The sequence below is a fragment of the Nocardia sp. NPDC051463 genome (assembly GCF_040681975.1).
In the GTDB taxonomy this organism is placed as follows: Bacteria; Actinomycetota; Actinomycetes; order Mycobacteriales; family Mycobacteriaceae; genus Nocardia.
The window spans coordinates 40,006-58,155 of the sequence record NZ_JBFBAB010000019.1 but is presented as its reverse complement, the minus strand read 5'-3'; the positions used below and the strand labels follow the sequence as shown (position 1 = coordinate 58,155).

16 protein-coding genes, 1 other RNA gene and 1 pseudogene are annotated in these 18,150 nt (G+C 65.2%); 16 read left to right on the top strand and 2 right to left on the bottom strand.

Features of this window, described 5'->3' with window-relative positions:
* Nucleotides 1-27: 27 nt before the first annotated feature.
* Both AB0M74_RS23320 and AB0M74_RS23315 read left to right on the top strand, forming a co-directional pair.
* A complete protein-coding gene (locus tag AB0M74_RS23320) occupies nt 28-1,170 on the top strand; it encodes a glycosyltransferase family 39 protein (protein ID WP_366528388.1) in 1,143 nt (380 codons plus the stop codon).
* A 26-nt stretch (nt 1,171-1,196) separates the two neighbouring features.
* Nucleotides 1,197-1,715: a GNAT family N-acetyltransferase gene (locus AB0M74_RS23315; protein WP_366528387.1), complete on the top strand. Its 519-nt coding sequence runs from the start codon at nt 1,197-1,199 to the stop codon at nt 1,713-1,715.
* Between the two features lie 9 nt (nt 1,716-1,724).
* On the opposite strand, the gene hisN is transcribed toward AB0M74_RS23315, so the two are convergent.
* Nucleotides 1,725-2,507, bottom strand: coding sequence for a histidinol-phosphatase (gene hisN, locus AB0M74_RS23310; protein WP_366528386.1), 783 nt, complete (start codon nt 2,505-2,507; stop codon nt 1,725-1,727).
* Nucleotides 2,508-2,581: 74 nt separating this feature from the next.
* On the opposite strand from hisN, the pseudogene AB0M74_RS23305 reads away from it, so the two are divergent.
* From AB0M74_RS23305 to ssrA, 12 genes and pseudogenes are all read left to right on the top strand, one after another.
* A pseudogene (locus AB0M74_RS23305) lies at nt 2,582-3,565 on the top strand (helix-turn-helix transcriptional regulator).
* Nucleotides 3,566-3,739: 174 nt separating this feature from the next.
* Nucleotides 3,740-4,855, top strand: a complete 1,116-nt coding sequence (gene prfB, locus AB0M74_RS23300) for a peptide chain release factor 2 (RefSeq protein WP_366528385.1) — start codon at nt 3,740-3,742, stop codon at nt 4,853-4,855.
* Nucleotides 4,856-5,719 carry a mechanosensitive ion channel family protein gene (locus AB0M74_RS23295; RefSeq protein WP_366528384.1) on the top strand — a complete coding sequence of 288 codons (864 nt, stop codon included), beginning with the start codon at nt 4,856-4,858 and terminating at the stop codon, nt 5,717-5,719. It begins immediately after the preceding gene.
* A 230-nt stretch (nt 5,720-5,949) separates the two neighbouring features.
* Complete coding sequence (ftsE, locus tag AB0M74_RS23290) at nt 5,950-6,639, top strand: cell division ATP-binding protein FtsE (RefSeq protein ID WP_366528383.1); 690 nt, start codon at nt 5,950-5,952, stop codon at nt 6,637-6,639.
* Nucleotides 6,639-7,544 carry a permease-like cell division protein FtsX gene (gene ftsX, locus AB0M74_RS23285; protein WP_366528382.1) on the top strand — a complete coding sequence of 302 codons (906 nt, stop codon included), beginning with the start codon at nt 6,639-6,641 and terminating at the stop codon, nt 7,542-7,544. Before ftsE ends, ftsX begins: the two co-directional genes overlap by 1 nt.
* A 257-nt stretch (nt 7,545-7,801) precedes the next feature.
* Nucleotides 7,802-9,649, top strand: coding sequence for a DNA helicase RecQ (gene recQ, locus AB0M74_RS23280; RefSeq protein WP_366528462.1), 1,848 nt, complete (start codon nt 7,802-7,804; stop codon nt 9,647-9,649).
* 233 nt (nt 9,650-9,882) lie between these two features.
* Nucleotides 9,883-11,370, top strand: coding sequence for an alkaline phosphatase (gene phoA, locus AB0M74_RS23275; protein ID WP_366528381.1), 1,488 nt, complete (start codon nt 9,883-9,885; stop codon nt 11,368-11,370).
* 137 nt (nt 11,371-11,507) lie between these two features.
* Complete coding sequence (locus tag AB0M74_RS23270) at nt 11,508-12,587, top strand: metallophosphoesterase (protein WP_366528380.1); 1,080 nt, start codon at nt 11,508-11,510, stop codon at nt 12,585-12,587.
* Between the two features lie 67 nt (nt 12,588-12,654).
* Nucleotides 12,655-12,903 carry a hypothetical protein gene (locus AB0M74_RS23265; protein WP_366528379.1) on the top strand — a complete coding sequence of 83 codons (249 nt, stop codon included), beginning with the start codon at nt 12,655-12,657 and terminating at the stop codon, nt 12,901-12,903.
* Nucleotides 12,904-12,975: 72 nt separating this feature from the next.
* On the top strand, nt 12,976-13,449 hold the full coding sequence (gene smpB / locus AB0M74_RS23260; RefSeq protein WP_366528378.1) for an SsrA-binding protein SmpB: 474 nt from the start codon (nt 12,976-12,978) through the stop codon (nt 13,447-13,449).
* The gene (locus AB0M74_RS23255) at nt 13,446-14,309 is read left to right on the top strand and encodes an EamA family transporter (protein WP_366528377.1); all 864 of its coding nucleotides are present in this window, start codon (nt 13,446-13,448) and stop codon (nt 14,307-14,309) included. Before smpB ends, AB0M74_RS23255 begins: the two co-directional genes overlap by 4 nt.
* Nucleotides 14,310-14,395: 86 nt before the next feature.
* Nucleotides 14,396-14,768: a transfer-messenger RNA gene (ssrA, locus tag AB0M74_RS23250) on the top strand.
* 127 nt (nt 14,769-14,895) lie between these two features.
* On the opposite strand, the gene AB0M74_RS23245 is transcribed toward ssrA, so the two are convergent.
* Nucleotides 14,896-16,089: a phage tail tip lysozyme gene (locus AB0M74_RS23245; RefSeq protein WP_366528376.1), complete on the bottom strand. Its 1,194-nt coding sequence runs from the start codon at nt 16,087-16,089 to the stop codon at nt 14,896-14,898.
* Nucleotides 16,090-16,730: 641 nt separating this feature from the next.
* Here AB0M74_RS23245 and AB0M74_RS23240 point away from each other — a divergent pair.
* Together AB0M74_RS23240 and AB0M74_RS23235 are read left to right on the top strand one after the other, a co-directional pair.
* Nucleotides 16,731-17,078 (top strand): hypothetical protein, encoded by a 348-nt coding sequence (locus AB0M74_RS23240; RefSeq protein WP_366528375.1) that lies wholly within the window; start codon nt 16,731-16,733, stop codon nt 17,076-17,078.
* 295 nt (nt 17,079-17,373) lie between these two features.
* Nucleotides 17,374-18,135, top strand: a complete 762-nt coding sequence (locus AB0M74_RS23235) for an NAD(P)H-binding protein (RefSeq protein ID WP_366528374.1) — start codon at nt 17,374-17,376, stop codon at nt 18,133-18,135.
* The last annotated feature ends 15 nt before the right edge of the window (nt 18,136-18,150 follow it).

The window sequence follows — 18,150 nt, the reverse complement described above, 5'->3', positions numbered from 1 at the left end:
GCCGCCGATCTGTGTCAGGTGCGACAAGTGCCCGACGTCGCGGTGCGACAAGTGCCCGACGTCGCGGTGCGACAAGTGACCATCGTCGCGGTGCGACAAGTGACCATCGTCGCGGTGCGACAAGTGACCATCGTCGCGGGACTGTTCGCTGCCCTACTCCTCGCTTTCGCCGCGCGCTACGGGTACCACCGCGATGAGCTGTACTTTCTTGCCGCGGGCAGGCGCCTCGATGGGGGATACCCGGATCAGCCGCCGCTGACGCCGCTGCTCGCCCGCACGGTGTCGGCAATCGATCCCGATTCGTTACTGCTGCTGCGCCTTCCGTCGATCCTGGTCGCCACGTTCATCGTGGTCTGCGCGGGTCTGATGGCACGTGAATTCGGCGGCGGGCGCGGTGCGCAGGCCCTCGCGTCGGCGTCGGTGGCCGCCGCGGCGCTGGTGATGGGTGTCGGGCACCTGCTCACCACCACGTCGTTCGATATTGCCGGGTGGTCGGCGGTATCCCTGCTGGTACTGAAACTGCTGCGGGACCCCGTGGGCGACGAGGTCACCGACAGCGCGGCGAGCCGGTCCGGCAACGCCCGACCACAGGGCGGTGCCGACCTGAGAAGGTGGCTCGTGATCGGCGTCGGGCTGCAGAACAAGCTGCTGCTGATCTTCCCCGTTGGTGCGCTCGTGGCGGCACTGGTTCTGGTCGGACCGCGAAAGATCTTCGCTACCTGGTTCTTTCCTATGGCCGCCGGTATCGCCGCGCTGATCTGGCTGCCCTACCTGTGGTGGCAGGCCGAGAACGGTTGGCCGCAATGGGAAATGGGCAGGGCGATCGCCGGTGGCTCGTCGGGCACCTCGGATTCGCCTGCGGCGTTCGTGCTGCTGCAATTCGGTCTGATGGGGCCATTGTTGGTGCCGCTGTGGGCCTTCGGGCTGTGGCGGCTGTGGCGTGCGATTCGCTACCGAGCTTTCGCGGCCGCGTACATGCTGGTGTTCGTGGCAACCGGCGGCAAGGCCTACTACATGGGCGGGATGTATCCGAGGCCGAATCGACAATGGCTTCGACATCGACAACGACGAACAGGGTCGGCCGGTCTTCCGCTGCCGCAGGCCGCGCGCGGCCTGGCCGGAACTATGGCCGCAGCTGAAGCATCTCGGCTGACACCGGCCCGTCGATGAGCTGGACGAGCACCGAAGGAGAGCGCATGCTGGACGCTGCCCCCATGGTCGTGGCGACTGCCACTGACGCGTCCGACATCGCGCGACTGCGCGACCGCCTCGCCGAATGGATGGTCGGCAACGGTATCGCGCAATGGTTGCCCGGCGAGTACCCCGCCGCGGTCGTGGCCGACGAGGCGAGCCGGGGTGAATGGTTCGTGTGGCGCGAGACCCCGACCGAATTGACCGCCGCGGTCCGGATCGCCTGGCGGGATCCAGACTTCTGGGGTGCGGACGACGCCGACGCCGGATACATCCATGGGCTCATGGTCGCTTCGGAGTATCGCGGCCGCGGTATCGGCTCCCGCATCATCCGATTTTGCGCCGAATACACGCTGGCCCAAGGCATTACGGTGCAACGACTCGATACCGCCGCGGACAACCCGGTGCTGCGCGAGTATTACGCCGCACAGGGTTTCCTCGAGGTTCGGGAAACACCGCTGCCGCCGCAGTTCCATGGCACCGCTCGCGTGGTCCTCATGGAGAAGCGGCTCACACCGAACTGAGCCGAAGAATCAGTCGGCGCCGAGGCGAGCGAGCACATCGTCGTGCAGCAGACCGTTGGTAGCGATGGCGTCGCCACCGTGCGGGCCGGGCTCGCCGTGCAGCGAGGTGAAGCGGCCGCCTGCCTCGCGCACCAGGATGTCGAGGGCGGCGAGATCCCACAGCGAGACTTCGGGCTCGGTGGCGATGTCCACTGCGCCCTCGGCCAGCAGGCAGTAGGTGAGGAAGTCGCCGTAGCCGCGGACGCGCCAGACGTCGTCGGTGAGGGCCAGGAAGTGCTCGCGCAGCCCGCGTTCGCGCCAACCGGACAGGCTGGAGAACGCCAGGCTCGCCGAGCTCAGCTCGGCCACCCCGGACACCGAAATCGACTTCGGCGCTTCGCGATCGAAGGTGGACCAGGCGCCGGAGCCCGCCGCCGCCCACCACCTGCGGGTCAGCGCAGGAGCGCTCACCACGCCGAGAACGGGCACCCCGTCTTCGAGCAACGCGATCAGCGTGGCCCAGATCGGCACCCGGCGCACGAAATTCTTGGTGCCGTCGATGGGATCGATCACCCATTGCCGTCCGGTGAACTCCGCATCCCCGCCGAATTCCTCGCCGAGCACCGAATCGCCGGGCCGCTCCTGCCCGAGCACCTGCCGGATCGCCTTCTCCACCGCAAGATCGGCGTCGGAGACCGGCGTCAGATCGGGCTTCGAATCAACCTTCAGATCCAGCGCACCGAAGCGCGCCCGAGTAATCGCGTCGGCCTCATCGGCCAGCCGCAGGGCAAGTTCGAGATCGGAAGAATCCACCCCCGAACCCTAGCCACCCGACGATCGGCTCGGTGAATGGCACATGCGGCAATCGTCGAGCCGATCCCACCACGATGTGCCACTCCCTGCGGAGGTCGGGGTCACGCGGCGAGGGTGGCGGCGCGTGCGGTGGTGAGGGCGGTCGCCCACCAGTGGAGTTGGTCGAGCATCGCCTGGGCGGCTGCTTCAGGTTCTTCGGGGGCGAGGAGGCGGCCTTCGGTGTCGAAGAGGAGGTAGTAGCGGGGGAAATCACTCCGGCCCAGGTCGGTTTGCCGACTGGTGCTCGCCGCCGGACCCCAGGACTGCGTCGCGCCGAACTGGCGACCCTCGCCGGGGTGAGCGTCGAATACATCACCCGTCTCGAGCAGGGTCGCGATCGTCGTCCCTCACCGCCGGTGCTCAGCGCGCTTGCCGACGCATTGCACCTCGCGCCGAGTGAGCGTGTTCACCTGCACCGGCTGACCAAGGCCGCCGATGCCGGATTCAGCTGCATGGGCGCCGCACCGCCGCCGCGCGTGGTGCGCCCCACGGTTCGTGCCGTCCTCGACCGGTTGGAGCCCGCGCCCGCGGTCGTGGTCAATCGACTGCGCGAACCGCTCGCCTGGACTGAAGGCTACGAACTTCTCATGGCGCCGACCGGCCTGCTCGACAACGAGGGCTGAACAAATCTGGCGCTGTTCGTGTTCACCGATCCGCGCGCTCGCACCGTGTACCCGGATTGGGACCACATCGCCGACGAGATGGTTGCCGCGCTCGAGCAGGGCCCGTTCCGCGCCGATCCGCACATTGCCGCACTGGCCGATGAACTGACCGTCGCGGCAGGCGTCGAGTTCACCCGAAAGGTGGAGTCCGTCCCCAGTCTTGCGGCCGCGACGGGCGTCACACGCCTGGCGCATCCTGACGCGGGCAACCTGCGGTTGTCCTACGAGACCCTCGAACTGTCTGCCGACGACGACCAGCAATTGATCGTCTACCTGCCCGCCGACGACGCCACCGCGCACGCCCTCGATGCGCTCGCCGGCCGCCGTCCCGGCGGTCTGCGCGCGGTATCGAGCTGATCGCGCTCCCCGGCGACTGCGGGTCCCGCACGTGACGACCGATCTCGTGACCGCGTGGTCACACCGCGAACCCGGATGTGCCCCGACCGGCAGGTCCGCCGCGCGAAGCCCTGTCGCGCTCAGTGGTGCGCTGGGTTTAGGGGCAGGCGGAACAGCACAGTAGGCTAGGACATCGTGCACCCTGACGTCTCCGCTGATCTCGCCGAACTCGACGCCACCCTCAAGACGGTCGAGTCGGTCCTCGACATCGAGGAGCTGCGCCGCCGTATCGACGAGCTGGAGCATCAGGCCGCCGACCCGGACCTGTGGAACGACCAGGACCACGCGCAGCAGGTCACCAGTGAGCTGTCGCACGCGCAGAGCGAACTGCGCCGGGTCGAGGAGCTGCGCCAGCGGCTGGAAGATCTGCCCGTGCTCTACGAGTTGGCCGAGGGCGAGGAAGGCGAGGCGCAGGTTTCCGCGCTGGCCGACGCCGACGCCGAACGTGCCGCGCTGCACGGTGACGTGGAGGCCATGGAGGTCCGCACGCTGCTGTCGGGCGAGTACGACAAGCGTGACGCACTGGTCAACATTCGATCGGGTGCGGGCGGCGTCGACGCCGCGGACTGGGCCGAGATGCTGATGCGCATGTACATCCGCTGGGCAGACCGGCACAAGTACTCGGTCGAGGTGTACGACACCTCCTACGCCGAAGAAGCGGGCATCAAGAGCGCCACCTTCGCGGTGAAGTCGCCCTATGCCTACGGCACCCTCTCGGTGGAGATGGGCACCCACCGGCTCGTGCGCATCAGCCCGTTCGACAACCAGGGCCGGCGCCAGACCTCCTTCGCCGAGGTCGAGGTGCTACCGGTCGTAGAAACCACCGACCACATCGAGATCCCCGACACCGAGATCCGGGTGGACGTGTACCGCTCATCGGGTCCCGGCGGCCAGAGCGTCAACACCACCGACTCCGCGGTCCGGTTGACGCACATCCCCACCGGTATCGTCGTGACCTGCCAGAACGAGAAATCCCAACTGCAGAACAAGATTTCGGCGATGCGCGTGCTGCAGGCCAAGTTGCTGGAACGCAAGCGTCAGGAGGAGCGCGCCCAGATGGACGCGCTGAAGACGAACGAGGGCGCGTCCTGGGGTAATCAGATGCGCTCCTACGTGCTGCACCCGTACCAGATGGTCAAGGATCTGCGGACCAACCACGAAGTGAACAATCCGTCCGCTGTGCTCGACGGTGACATCGATGGTTTCATCGAATCCGGAATCCGCTGGCGAATGCGAGAGCAGGCAAGCTAAATGAATCTCGCGGGGATCCAGGCATTCGCCTCGTCCACCGATTTCACGACCTGGCTGCGTTCCTCTGGCCTGGAGATCGTGCTCTACCTGCTCGGCGCAGTCCTGTTCAGCCGGTTCGCGACCTTCATCAGAGATCGGATCACGCGCAAGATCGACGCCGGATTCCGCAGCAGTGATGCGCTGGTGCGGACCGAAGCGGCCAAACACCGGCACGCGCTGGCGCAGGTGGTCACCTGGGTCGTGCTGACCATCGTGTACGTGCTGGTCGGTATCGAGGTGCTGCGACGGATGGGGTTCGCGGTGACCGGACTCGTCGCGCCCGCCGCGGTGCTCGGTGCCGCACTCGGTTTCGGCGCGCAACGCATCGTGCAGGACATTCTGGCCGGATTCTTCCTGATCACCGAGCGTCAGTACGGGTTCGGTGACGTGGTTCGCATTGCGGTGACTGGATCCGCGGAGCAGGCCGAGGGTACGGTCGAGGATGTCACGCTGCGGATTACCACGCTGCGTAACGCGGACGGTGAAGTGATTACCGTGCCCAACGGCCAGATTGTGAAAGTGACGAATCTGTCCAAGGATTGGGCCCGCGCCGCGATCGACGTGCCGGTGGCCGCGAGCGTCGATATCACCAGGGTCAACGAGATCCTGCACGCGGTCGGTACACAGGCGTACGAAGACAGTCGACTGCGGCCACTACTACTCGACGAGCCCAGCGTGATGGGTGTCGAAGACCTGACGGTCGATCAGATGAACATCCGAATGGTTGCCCGCACGTTGCCAGGTAAACAATTCGAAGTCGGTCGCGAACTGCGGGTGCGAGTAGCCGCGGCGTTGCGCCGGGAGGGAATCAGTGAGACCTCGTAGATCCACGGCGATCCTGATGGCAACCTGGGTCGCCACGTTCGTGCTGTATGTGTTCGTCAAGCCGGATAACCCCATTCCAGGCGGGTCGGTTCCCTTCCTGAACACCGTTCCGGCGGCAGTGCTTCCGGCAATACCCGCCCCATGAGGCAGGGGCACGGGCAGCGACCGCTCGCACCGGAAGGTCCTCGGCCACGCGGTGGTCATTCGGTTGCTGGTTACACTGGCTCCCCGTGATCACCATGCGGAACGTCACCAAGTCATACAAGACCTCGACGCGACCCGCGCTGGACAACATCACCGTCGATGTGGACAAGGGCGAATTCGTCTTCATCATCGGACCGTCCGGTTCCGGCAAGTCGACCTTCATGCGCCTGCTCCTCAAAGAGGAGGCGCCCACCTCCGGTGAGATCCAGGTCGCCGACTTCCGGGTCGACCGGTTGCCTGGGCGGCGGGTGCCGAAGTTGCGCCAGCGCATCGGCTGCGTGTTCCAGGACTTCCGGCTGCTACAGCAGAAGACCGTCCAGCAGAATGTCGCGTTCGCGCTGGAGGTGATCGGCAAGCGTCAGCAGTTCATCGACCGGACGGTCCCCGAGGTGCTCGACATGGTCGGACTCGGCGGTAAGGCCGATCGACTGCCCAGCGAGCTGTCCGGCGGTGAGCAGCAGCGGGTCGCGATCGCCAGGGCGTTCGTGAACCATCCGCTCGTGCTGCTCGCCGACGAGCCGACCGGCAATCTCGACCCCGATACCAGCGGCGACATCATGCTGCTGCTGGAGCGGATCAACCGCACCGGCACGACGGTGGTGATGGCCACCCACGACAACCACATCGTCGATGCGATGCGCAGGCGGGTGGTCGAGCTCGACCGCGGGCGTCTGGTGCGCGACGACGCGACCGGCGTCTACGGGGTGGGCCGCTAATGCGCTTCGGATTCCTGTTCGGCGAGGTCCTCACCGGCCTGCGCCGCAACGTCACGATGACCATCGCGATGATTCTCACCACCGCCGTGTCGCTCACCATGCTGGGTGGTGGCCTGCTCGCGGTGCGGATCGCCGACAAAACCGAGAACTACTTCATGGATCGGGTCGAGATACGGCTGTATCTCACCGACGATGTCTCGGCGAGTGACCTCGAGTGCTCCCAGGTGCCGTGCGGGTCGCTGATGTCGGAGCTCAAGAAGACCGGCGGCGTGGTGTCGGTCCAGTTCGTCAACAGCACGGAGGCGATGAAGGAAGCCACCGAGGTGACCTTCAAGGGCCAGCCCGAGATGATCGAGATGATCCAGGACACCAGGCTGCCCGCGTCGCTGCGGGTGAAGATGACCGATGCCGATCAGTACGAGCGGATCTTCCAGACGTTCCATGCGCGGCCCGGGGTGCAGCAGGTCCTCAACGACAAGGAGATCGTCGACCGGCTGGTCAGCATCTTCGACGGGCTGCGCAACGCGGCATTCGGTTTGGCTCTTGTGATGGCGCTCGCGGCGCTGATGCTGATCGCGAATATGGTGCAGATCGCCGCGTTCACCCGCCGCGAGGAAGTGGGGATCATGCGGCTGGTCGGTGCGACCCGGTGGTACACGCAGCTGCCGTTCCTGCTGGAGGCGGTTGTCGCGGCGGTCATCGGCTCGGTGCTCGCGCTCCTCGGCTTGCTCATCGCGCGGCCCATGGTGGTCGATCGGGCGCTCGGGCAGCTGTTCGACAGCAATGTCTTTCCGCATGTCACCGGGGACGATATCGCGGTGGTCGCGCTGACCATCGCCCCGATCGGTGTGGTCTTCGCCGCTCTCACCGCCTACGCCACGTTGCGCTACTACGTCCGCGAATAGTGTCGTAACCTCCGTGAACGCCGGGATCTGTGGTGCGCAGTCCGCTCCTATGGTCCCGGCGTTGCGCGGTGTGGCGGGGCCGACAGCGCGGATGACGAGATTCGTTGTGCACAGGTGGAGTACCGGCAGTGCCACTCGGGTTCGGGGCCGGTGTACGGCTTTCGTCCGCGAACAGCGCTCGTAGGATGGGCCGGGTGGAATCCCCCGATACTCTCGCGACCGGTCCTTTCGAGCGACCTGAAAGCAGTCGCCACGGCCTGCCGACCGATGGCGACCGTGGATCCGAATCCGATGCGGCGCAACAGGTTTTACGTCGGGTGTTCGGTTACGACAGCTTCCGCGGTGATCAGCGGGACATCGTGGAGCATGTGGTCGGCGGTGGGGATGCGCTGGTCCTGATGCCGACCGGCGGCGGCAAGTCGCTGTGCTACCAGGTGCCCGCACTGGTACGTCCCGGTGTCGGCGTGGTGGTGTCGCCGTTGATCGCCTTGATGCAGGACCAAGTCGACGCGCTCAGTGCGCTCGGCGTGCGGGCCGGGTTCCTCAACTCCACCCAGTTCCCGGACGAGCGGCGGACGGTGGAGGCCCAATTCGTCGCGGGCGAGTTGGACATGTTGTATCTGGCGCCGGAACGTCTGCGGCTGGAATCGACCGCGAACCTGCTGGACCGGGGCAAGATAGCGCTGTTCGCCATCGACGAGGCGCACTGTGTCTCGCAGTGGGGTCACGACTTCCGACCGGACTACCTCGGCCTGTCGATGCTGCACGAACGGTGGCCGGAGGTGCCGCGCATCGCGCTGACCGCGACCGCCACCGACAAGACTCGCGACGAGATCATTCAGCGCCTCGAACTCGGCGCCGCCAAGCGGTTCGTCGCCAGCTTCGACCGGCCCAATATTCAGTACCGGATCGAGCCGAAGAACCGGCCGGAGCGCCAGCTGCTGGAGTTCATCAAGGCCGAGCACGCCGGCGATGCCGGCATTGTCTACTGCCTGTCGCGCAATTCGGTGGAGAAGACAGCCGCCTTCCTCAACGAGAACGGGATCAGCGCCGTCGCCTATCACGCCGGGCTGGACGCGCGGACTCGCGCGACGAACCAGTCGAGGTTTCTGCGTGAGGACGGACTCATCGTCGTGGCCACCATTGCCTTCGGCATGGGCATCGACAAGCCCGACGTGCGGTTCGTCGCGCACCTGGATCTGCCGAAATCGGTCGAGGGCTACTACCAGGAGACCGGCCGCGCTGGTCGTGACGGGCTGCCCTCGACGGCATGGATGGTGTACGGGCTCAGTGATGTTGTGCAGCAACGCAAGTTGATCGACGCCTCGGAGGGGGACGCCGCTCACCGCAGGCAGCTCCAACTACATCTGGACGCGATGCTCGCACTGTGTGAAACCGTGGCATGCCGGCGCACCCAACTGCTCGCCTACTTCGGACAACCCGGTCACGCGTGCGGCAATTGCGATACCTGCCTGACTCCGCCGGAGTCCTGGGACGGCACGGTAGCCGCGCAGAAGGTGCTGTCCACGGTGCTGCGGTTGAAACGAGAACGCGGCCAGAGCTTCGGTGCCGGCCACATCGTCGACATTCTGATCGGCAAGAAGAATCCCAAAGTTTTGCAGCACGATCACCACGAGCTGAAGGTCTTCGGGGTCGGCACGGAACTGCGCGATGTCGAATGGCGTGGGGTGGTACGGCAATTGCTCGCCCAGGGTTTGCTGGCCGTGCACGGCGACTACGGCGTGCTGACGCTGACCGAAGCGAGCGATGGGGTGCTGTTCGACAGCAGACAGGTGCTGCTGCGTCGGGAGCCCGAGCGCGCCACTCCGGCACGCGCCGCCCGGTCGGCGAAAGCGGCCAAGACCCCGCCCGCCGATCTCGCACCCGCGGATGTCGGCCTGTTCGAGAAGCTGCGTGGATGGCGTGCGGCGACCTCGAAAGAGCAGGGCGTGCCCGCCTACGTCGTCTTCCACGACGCCACATTGCGTGAGATCGCAGGCCGGAAGCCGAAAAGCCTGTCCGAGTTGGGCACGGTTGCCGGCGTCGGCGAGAACAAGCTTGCCAAGTATGGGGAACAGGTGCTGGAGGTCTTGGCAGCGGAGTGACATTCTGCACGCCATGACCATCAACGCGTGGCGCGTGCTCCGCTGCCTGGATCACCGGAAAGTGGCTGTGTTATTGGATATTTCGGAGACCGAACGTAATCGGGTCGGGTAACCGCGGCGCGGAGTGGCTGCCCGCTCGGTGGTCGTGTGATTACCGAAGGGGTCTCTTCGTTCCGGTGACATCACAAACTCGGCGCGTCCGAGTTATCTACGAACACAATGGAGTTTCGCTCATGCCCGCTGTCTCGTCGCCTTCCACACCTCGTCGGCTCCGTGCCGGCGCCGCCGTCGGTGCCGTCGTCCTCGTCGGGGTACTGGCCGCCTGCGGGTCCTCCGACGCCACGGGCCGAGGCAACGGCGAGCTCATCACCCCCGCTGCCGCCGGTGACCCGAGTCAGCACGGTGGTGCTCGTCGGACCACCGGAGACCGCACCGACGCGCTGCGTGCCGCACTCAACGGCAATCAGGCCAAGAACGTCATTCTGTTGATCGGTGACGGCATGGGCGATTCGGAGATCACGGTGGCGCGCAACGTGGCCGAGGGCGCGGGCGGCTACTTCAAAGGCATCGACGCGCTCCCGCTCACCGGTTCCTACACGCACTATTCCCTCGACAAGGCCACCGGAAAGCCGGACTACGCCACCGATTCCGCGGCGAGCGGCAGCGCCTGGGCGACGGGGACCAAGACGTACAACGGCGCGATCGGTGTCGACCTCCACGGTGCCGCACGGGCCAATCTGCTGGAGATCGCGAAAGCCAATGGCAAGGCCACCGGCAACGTGACCACCGCCGAGGTCCAGGACGCGACGCCCGCTGTGCTCGGCGCGCACGTCACCGACCGCAAGTGCTACGGCCCCGAGGAAACGGCGCTGAAGTGCCCGACCAACGCACTCGAGCAGGGCGGTCTCGGCTCGATCAGCGAGCAATTGCTCAATACCCGCGCCGATATCACTCTCGGCGGTGGCGCGAAAAGCTTCGAACAGAAGGCCGCTGCCGGCCAATGGCAAGGGCAGACGCTGCGCGATCAGGCCAAGGCGCGTGGCTACAACCTTGTTGCCGACCGAGCCGGTCTGGACGCGGTGTCCACGGCCGACCAGGACGCACCGTTGCTCGGTCTGTTCGCCCCGGGCAATCTGCCGGTCCGCTGGGACGGTGCGAAGGCCGTGCGCGATGGACTGAATCTTCCCGCACAGACCTGCCACCCGAACGCGAACCGCCCCGCAACCGTGCCTGAACTGGCCGGCATGACCCGAAAGGCGATCGACCTACTGAAGGATCGCAAGGACGGCTTCTTCCTCCAGGTGGAGGGCGCGTCGATCGACAAGCAGGACCATGCTGCGAACCCATGCGGGCAGGTCGGCGAGACCGTCGATCTGGACGAGGCCGTGCAGGCGGCTCTCGAATTCGCCGAGAACGACGGCAACACCTTGGTGATCGTCACCGCCGACCACGCGCAGGCCAGCCAGATCGTGCCGCTCGACACCAAGTCCGCCTCGCTGACCAGCAAGGTCGTCACCAAGGACGGAGCCGAGATCGGCATCTCCTACGGCAATGGTGAAGAAGGCAGCTCCCAGGAGCACACCGGCACCCAGGTGCGGGTTGCCGCCTACGGTCCACGCGCCGCGAACGTTGTCGGACTCACCGACCAGACCGACATGTTCTTCACCATCTCCGATGCGCTCGGTCTGGATCGGAACAAGCACCCGGCACTCGGCAAGTGACGCGCTGCGCGATCGGGGGATCCCGCCCCGGGACTTCGACGCGCGCCGAGTGAGCAGGACCGTGTGCCCAGCCTTGTCCGCGATGGGTAAGGATGGGCGCCGGGACATCTGGTGTCGATAATGGTGGAGGACAGCGCGTGACGGATGACAGCACAATCGGGCGTCGGGGCTTTCTCGCGGGCGCGGCGACCGCGGCGGCAGGTATGTCGCTGGTGGGTCTTTCGCCCGCCCAGGCCGTGCCGGTCGAGGCGGGCGTGTCCAAATTCGCGTTTCCTGCCGAGCGCGCCGTGCGTGTGCTCGTCACCGGTGACGCGGGCACCGGCACCCGCAGCCAGTGGGCCGTCGCCGACGCCATGCGCGAACACCATCGCCGCCAACCGTTTTCGCTGGCGCTGGGCCTCGGCGACAATATCTACGAGAGCGGCCCCAATAGCGGTGTCGATGTCCAGTTCGCGGACAAGTTCGAGAACCCCAATGCCGGACTGGATTTCCCGTGGCTGATGGTGCTCGGCAACCACGACACCAGCTCGATCTTCGGTGGTGACGGCGGCTGGTTGCTGCGTGGCAACAACGAGGTCGAGTATCACGCGCACTCCGCACGCTGGTGGATGCCCAGCCGGTACTACTCGGTGCGGCTACCCGAAGAGAACCCGGTGGTCGAGTTCTTCGTCCTCGACATCAATCCGCTGGCCTCCTACATCCCGCCGCTGTTCGACCCGTATTGGACGGTCGACGGTCAGTTCATGAACGAGCAGCGCGCCTGGCTGGATCGCGCGATCGCCGAATCCCCGGCGAAGTGGAAGATCGCCTGCACCCATCAGCCCTACCTCAACAACGGTCCGCACGGCGACGCGGGCCGCTATGAGGGGTTGGCGATCGAGCCGCTGAACGGCATCCACGCCAAGCGGTTCTTCGAGGACCATGTCGTCGGCAAGTGTCACTTCATTCTGTCCGGACACGACCACTCGCTGCAGGTGCTCGAGCCGACTTCGGAATCGAAGGGCACCCGGCAGATCATTTCCGGCGCTGCCGCCAAAACCGTTGGCGCGGAGCCGAAGCTGGCTCCGGGTGGCACCAATCCTGTGCTGTTCGAGAACTATCACCAGCTCGGCTACATGGTCATGGAATTCACCGCGAGCACGGCCGACCTGCGGGTTGTCACCGTCGACCTCGCACTTGGCGTAGCCGAGGAGGCTTTCGCCCGCCGTCTCGCCTGAGTTCCCACCGTATCGCGCTGTCCGGTAATTCCGGCGCGGCCTTGGTCCGGCGGCTACGGTGCTGCGTATGGCAACCGGTGATGGCCCAGCGGACGACGCGTCCGGCGGCTCTGGCGACTATCCTGCCCGCGACACGGGGGATGCGCCGCCGTATCAACGCAGCACCCACGACCCCGCGGTCGAATCGGTGTGGCTGCGCCATCGTCCGCCGTCGCCGCGCCGCCATCCCGCGCTGCCGCGTGCCTCCACAGTCGTGCTGCTGGCCGCTTTCGTCGCTGTGCTGCTGGTGTATCTGGTGCTGCGACCGGGTGGATAGCACGCGCCGCGGTAGCCACCGGGTCACGACCTGGGAATAATCCCGTTGCGGCGTCACTTTAAGCTTCTCGTTATGAAGGAACAAGGGCGCAAGGTCATCGCGACCAACCGCCGGGCGCGGCACAACTACACGATCCTGGAAACCTTCGAGGCCGGGATCGCGTTGGTGGGTACCGAGGTCAAGAGCCTGCGCGAGAGCAAGGCCTCGCTGGTGGATGCCTTCGCGACCGTCGACAACGGTGAGGTGTGGCTGCGCGCGCTGCACATTCCGGAGTTCAGCCACGGCACCTGGACCAATCACTCGCCACGCCGGGTGCGCAAGCTGTTGCTGCACAAGCGTGAGATCGAGCGGCTGGTCGGCAAGTCGCGTGAGGGCAACCAGACGCTGGTGCCGTTGTCGATGTACTTCTCCGACGGCAAGGTGAAGGTCGAGCTCGCGCTGGCCAAGGGCAAACAGGACTACGACAAGCGGCAGGATCTCGCCAGGCGCACTGCCGAGCGTGAGGTCACTCGTGAGCTGGGGCGGCGGGTCAAAGGCATGCGGTGACAGCTGTCCTGCTGGCATTGGTCGCTGCTGCCGGCTACGGAGTCAGTGACTTCTTCGGCGGAGTGGCGGCACGGCGGGTCACCGCGCTGCGGATAGTCGTTGTCTCCTATCCGATTTCGGGGCTGCTGGTGCTTGTGCTCGCGCCGTTGGTCGGCGGCAGCCCGGACCTCGCGTCGATGGGTTGGGGTCTGGCGGCGGGAGTGGCCAGCGGCTTGGCGGTGTGGTGGTTCTACGCGGCGTTGGCGAGCGGTCCGATGGCAGTGGTGTCGCCGCTGACCGCGGTACTGGTCGCGGGTATTCCCGTGCTGGCCGGTCTGGTGATCGGGGAACGTCCAGGCGCACTCGCCTTCGGCGGCATCGCACTCGCGCTGCTGGCTGTCGTGCTGGTCAGCCGGGAAGCGCCGGATGATGTCACCGAGGAGATCACCGGCGGCCGCGAGCTGCGATTCACCCGCAGCGTCGCGCTGTTGACCATCGGATCGGGTGCGGCCTTCGGCTTCGCCTTCTTCTTCCTCCACGAAACGCACGCGAGCGCGGGACTCTGGCCACTGGTCGCGCAGCGCGTCGCGGCCACCACCGTAGTGTGGCTGACCGCGCTGGCCGCAGGGGAGTTCCGGACGTTACACGGCGAACCACTGCGATTGGCGGCCTACATCGGTGTGCTCGACACCATCGCCAACGCGGCACTGCTGTATGCCTTTCATGGCTCGCTGCTGTCGCTCATCAGCGTGATCGGCTCGCTCTATCCGGCCGCGACCGTGTTGTTGGCGATGGTGTTGCTCGGCGAACGGGTGGGTCGCATGCAGCAGGTCGGCCTGGTGCTCGCGCTCATCGCGGTCGGTCTCATCGCTGCGAACTGATCGCAGCAGGGCCAACCCGGATAATGGAATGAACCAGGCGTCGCCGGGTGTTAACATGACTAGCCCGACAAGGTGTCGGGACGTACGGGGCTGAACGGTTTCGACTGCGTACGTAGATTTAGGGGAAGCGTGTCGGTGCAGGCAAGAGACCACCGTAAGCGTCGTTGCAACCAATTAAGCGCCGATTCCAATCAGCGCGAGTACGCCCTCGCTGCCTAAGTAGCCAGGTCGTCTCTGTCAGTCCGGGTTCGTCCCTCGACCCGGGTACTGGCATCAGCTAGAGGGAATTACCGTTCGGCTCGGTCACGGAGTCGGATGGGACATCGAACAGTGACTGGGATCGTCATCCGAGCTTGTTCGCGAGACCCGGAGATCCGAGCAGAGACCTAGCGAACTGCACACGGAGAAGCCCTGAAGACGCGGCGGAGGACCCGGGTTCGATTCCCGGCAGCTCCACAAGAAAGGCCCGGTCCAAGTGGACCGGGCCTTTGTCGTTGACAGAATCAAGGGTGGCTTGGCGTAGCTCGCACCGTACGTGATCGCGCTGGCGAACTAAAGCCGAGATGTGTACTCACGCACCTCGGCTTCAGACGGCGACACTCTTGGCGTTCCATTCCGTCAGGAGGTCAATTGCCATGCTTTGTCGGGTGCCGGTCGTCTCTCTGCTGCTTTTCTCGTAGTACCAGTCGAAGTCTTGCGCCACTCGGCTCGCGTCGTTGGGGTTCGCCTCAATACCTCTTCTGGCATCCTCGTATCCCCCGGAATGCAACTCCTGAACCATGTAGTCGATGTGGGTCTCCCAGTCGCCGCTATTCCTGGGTTTGCCCTGCTCGTCCGGCTGGCTCGCGAACCTCCAAAACCCGTCTTGTCGATCGAAACGCCACTGAAACAAGCCTTTGGCAGTTCCGCTGTCACCCTCAGCCTCGAGGTCGAAGCCTGCTGACTCGACGTAAGCGTTGGCGACGATTCCCGCTGCTTGTGCCGGGGTGAAGTGGTGTTTTCTGATGAGATATTCCATCATTGCCGTCGCGGTAGGCTTAGCTCCGGTGGGAATGATCTCGGTGCCAATCGAACTCGGGGTGGGTGTCCATGGGGTGTCTCCGTTGTACCCCGAAGACCTCGAGGTGGGGTACGACACCGGCTGCGCGCCGCCGGTGTTCTTGCTGGATGTGGTGTCGGAGCTCGGCTCGTCGCCGACGATTTTGAGCGCCTCGGCCGCTGCTTGATCCGAGACCCCGCTGACCTGTTCGAATGTCGTGTTCAACGTATCCCAGACACCCTTGAACAAGCCGTTGATGATTTCTGGCGGCAGTTTTTCTGTCTTGACGACGTTGCCGTTCTCGTCGTGCACCGGCTTGCCGTTCTCATCCTTCACGGTCTCGGTCCGCACCGCTTTGTGGGAGGCATCGATCTTTGTGTTGAGTTGATCCACCGCGGTGTCGATGGCGCCGTAGGCCTTGATCACCACCTCGCCGATACCGTCGGTCCGCACGACGATGCCATCGTCCTTACCGTGATAGCCCGAGGCGACCTTGTCCATCTTGTCTTTGTTGTTGCCGTAGTCGGTGAGCATCGTCGACTGGTCCTCGGGTTTGGCGATGCCCCCTTCGGCCAGCAGCTTCCGTAGATCCGGAGCTTTGGATGGCTTGCCCGATCCGAGCAGCTCGATCTGCCTTTGAATAACTCCCTCGGCCACCTTGCACAGGGCTATCAGCCCCGCCGGTGCACAGGCAGGAAGTTCGTGCAGATCGCCGTGCTTCTTGGTGTCGCTGGGGCTCATCAGCGCCTCGCTCTCACCTGGGCAGACAACCTCGACACACGTCGATTATCGGATGTTCCCGGACCTGGGAACGTACGCGCCGCGTACCGAAAGTCTGCGTTGACCACGTCAATACCGCTCGGTAGGCAGACAGTGCCTGCGTCGGTCGGGTTCCCGCTGGAAACAATGGACCTATCGGTGTCATCGTGCGTCGGTCGCGCAACACTGTCGGCCCGACCGCTCACCGTCCTCGCTGACCCATTTTGATCGGCGTCCCAAAATTCCTGCGCTGGAGGCGAATCCGCGCAATGGGTAGACGACTGTCACGCCGGTTGTCGGCGGAGTGCTGGTTCTGGGGCCATGAGCCTCGACCGCACAGCGGTCAGTCTGACGATCGGGATGCCATCCAACAATGTGCCATTATATGATGGCCCGTCAGATAGGCGGCATGACAAATATCGCGTTTGAAGTTGAAGTGCACTGGTCAGGAGCGTTTGATCGGCCGCGTCGATGGCATCGACAGAAATGACCCATTGAACGTGCCGTTGTATAGCGGTACATTGAATGGCATGGGCCCGACTCCGTTCCGCGGAGGATATCGACTTCGAGCCCGCCTGGATCGTCGATTGCTTATCAATTCGTACCGAAATGAGGAAGTTCCCATGGGTCGAGAAAACCGCACTGGGCGTGCCTGGCCAGTGGTTGCCCGCATCGCAGTGGTGTCCGCGATCGCGCTGATGCCGATCACGGTCGCTGTTGCCCCCGCTGTCGCGGATTCGGCTGTCGCAGATTCGGCTGTGGTCGAGTCCGAGCACGTGGACTTGGTCCACGGCCGTTATGGTCACGGGAACTGGAACCAGCCGCGCTACCCCAGTTACCCCAGCTTCCCACTGTTCCCGAGTTACCCCAGTTACCCCAGTTACCCGAGCTATCCGAGCTACCCGGGTTGGCCCGGATATGGCTGGCGCCTGCCCGGCACCGGAAGTGGGTCCGGCAGCGCCTCGTGGTGACGACGGCTCTGCCTGGTCGTTGAGGTCCGGGCGGGTGGCTTGGACTCGGGCCAGTTGAGGACCCTTGGTGCGGGTCCGCGCTGGGGCAGGTCGTCGAAGTCGACCATCACGTCGGCCTGCACCAACCGAGAATGGTGCGGCACGCCAGGGAAATCCTGGTTGATCCGCTAGCGGAAGGATTCGCCTTCCGCTAGCGGCCCGGGGGCGTCGTCGCGAGTCGTGCCCCGTTTCGGATCGAGCTCCCAGGCGCGAAGGGGCTCGGCGCTGGCGTCGAGCGCTGATCGCGGGGTACTGCATGGCGGCCAAGGGTTTCCCTGTCAGTTTCGGTTCCCGTTCGACGGAGGTCGCCTTCGACTGGGAGGACCGCAGCACGTGGGCGGCGGTGCTCGAGGACGTGGGGGCGGTGTTCCTCATGTACACCTCCGGACACCGGGACTCCCACCCCGGAGACACTATTCGGGCGTTCAGTGACCTGGCTGTGGCGCATGGCGTCGGGCGGTTGGTGTTGTTGTCGGCTCGCGGTGCGGATCAGGCTGCTGCGGAGCAGGCGGTGCGCGACAGCGGCGCGGAATGGACTGTGCTGCAGGCGGCGTGGTTCAACCAGGAATTCGACGAGGGTGTGTTCGCGGACGCGGTGTTCGCCGGTGGGCTCGCGCTCGTTGGTGGCCAGGTGTGGGAGCCTTTCATCGACGCCGGTGACCTCGCGGATATCGTGGCCGCCGCGTTGACCGAGGACGGGCACGCGGGCAGGAACTATGAATTGACCGGTCGCCGGTTGCTGGCCGGCGATGACGTGGCCGCGGCGATCGCGAACGAGACCAACCGGGATGTTGCCTATGTTCCTGTCACCGGTGAGCAGTTCGGTGCGGTGCTGACTTCGGACTTCGACATGCGGGATGAGGAGGTGGCCGTGATGATCGACATCTTCGCCACTCTCCTGGATGGTCCTGATACGAAGATGACCGACGGCGTCCGTCAACTGCTGAGTCGCGAATCGGTCGACTTCGCCGACTTCATCTCCGAGGCGGTTGCGTCGGGCGTCTGGAAACAGGACTGATCAACCGACGGCGGG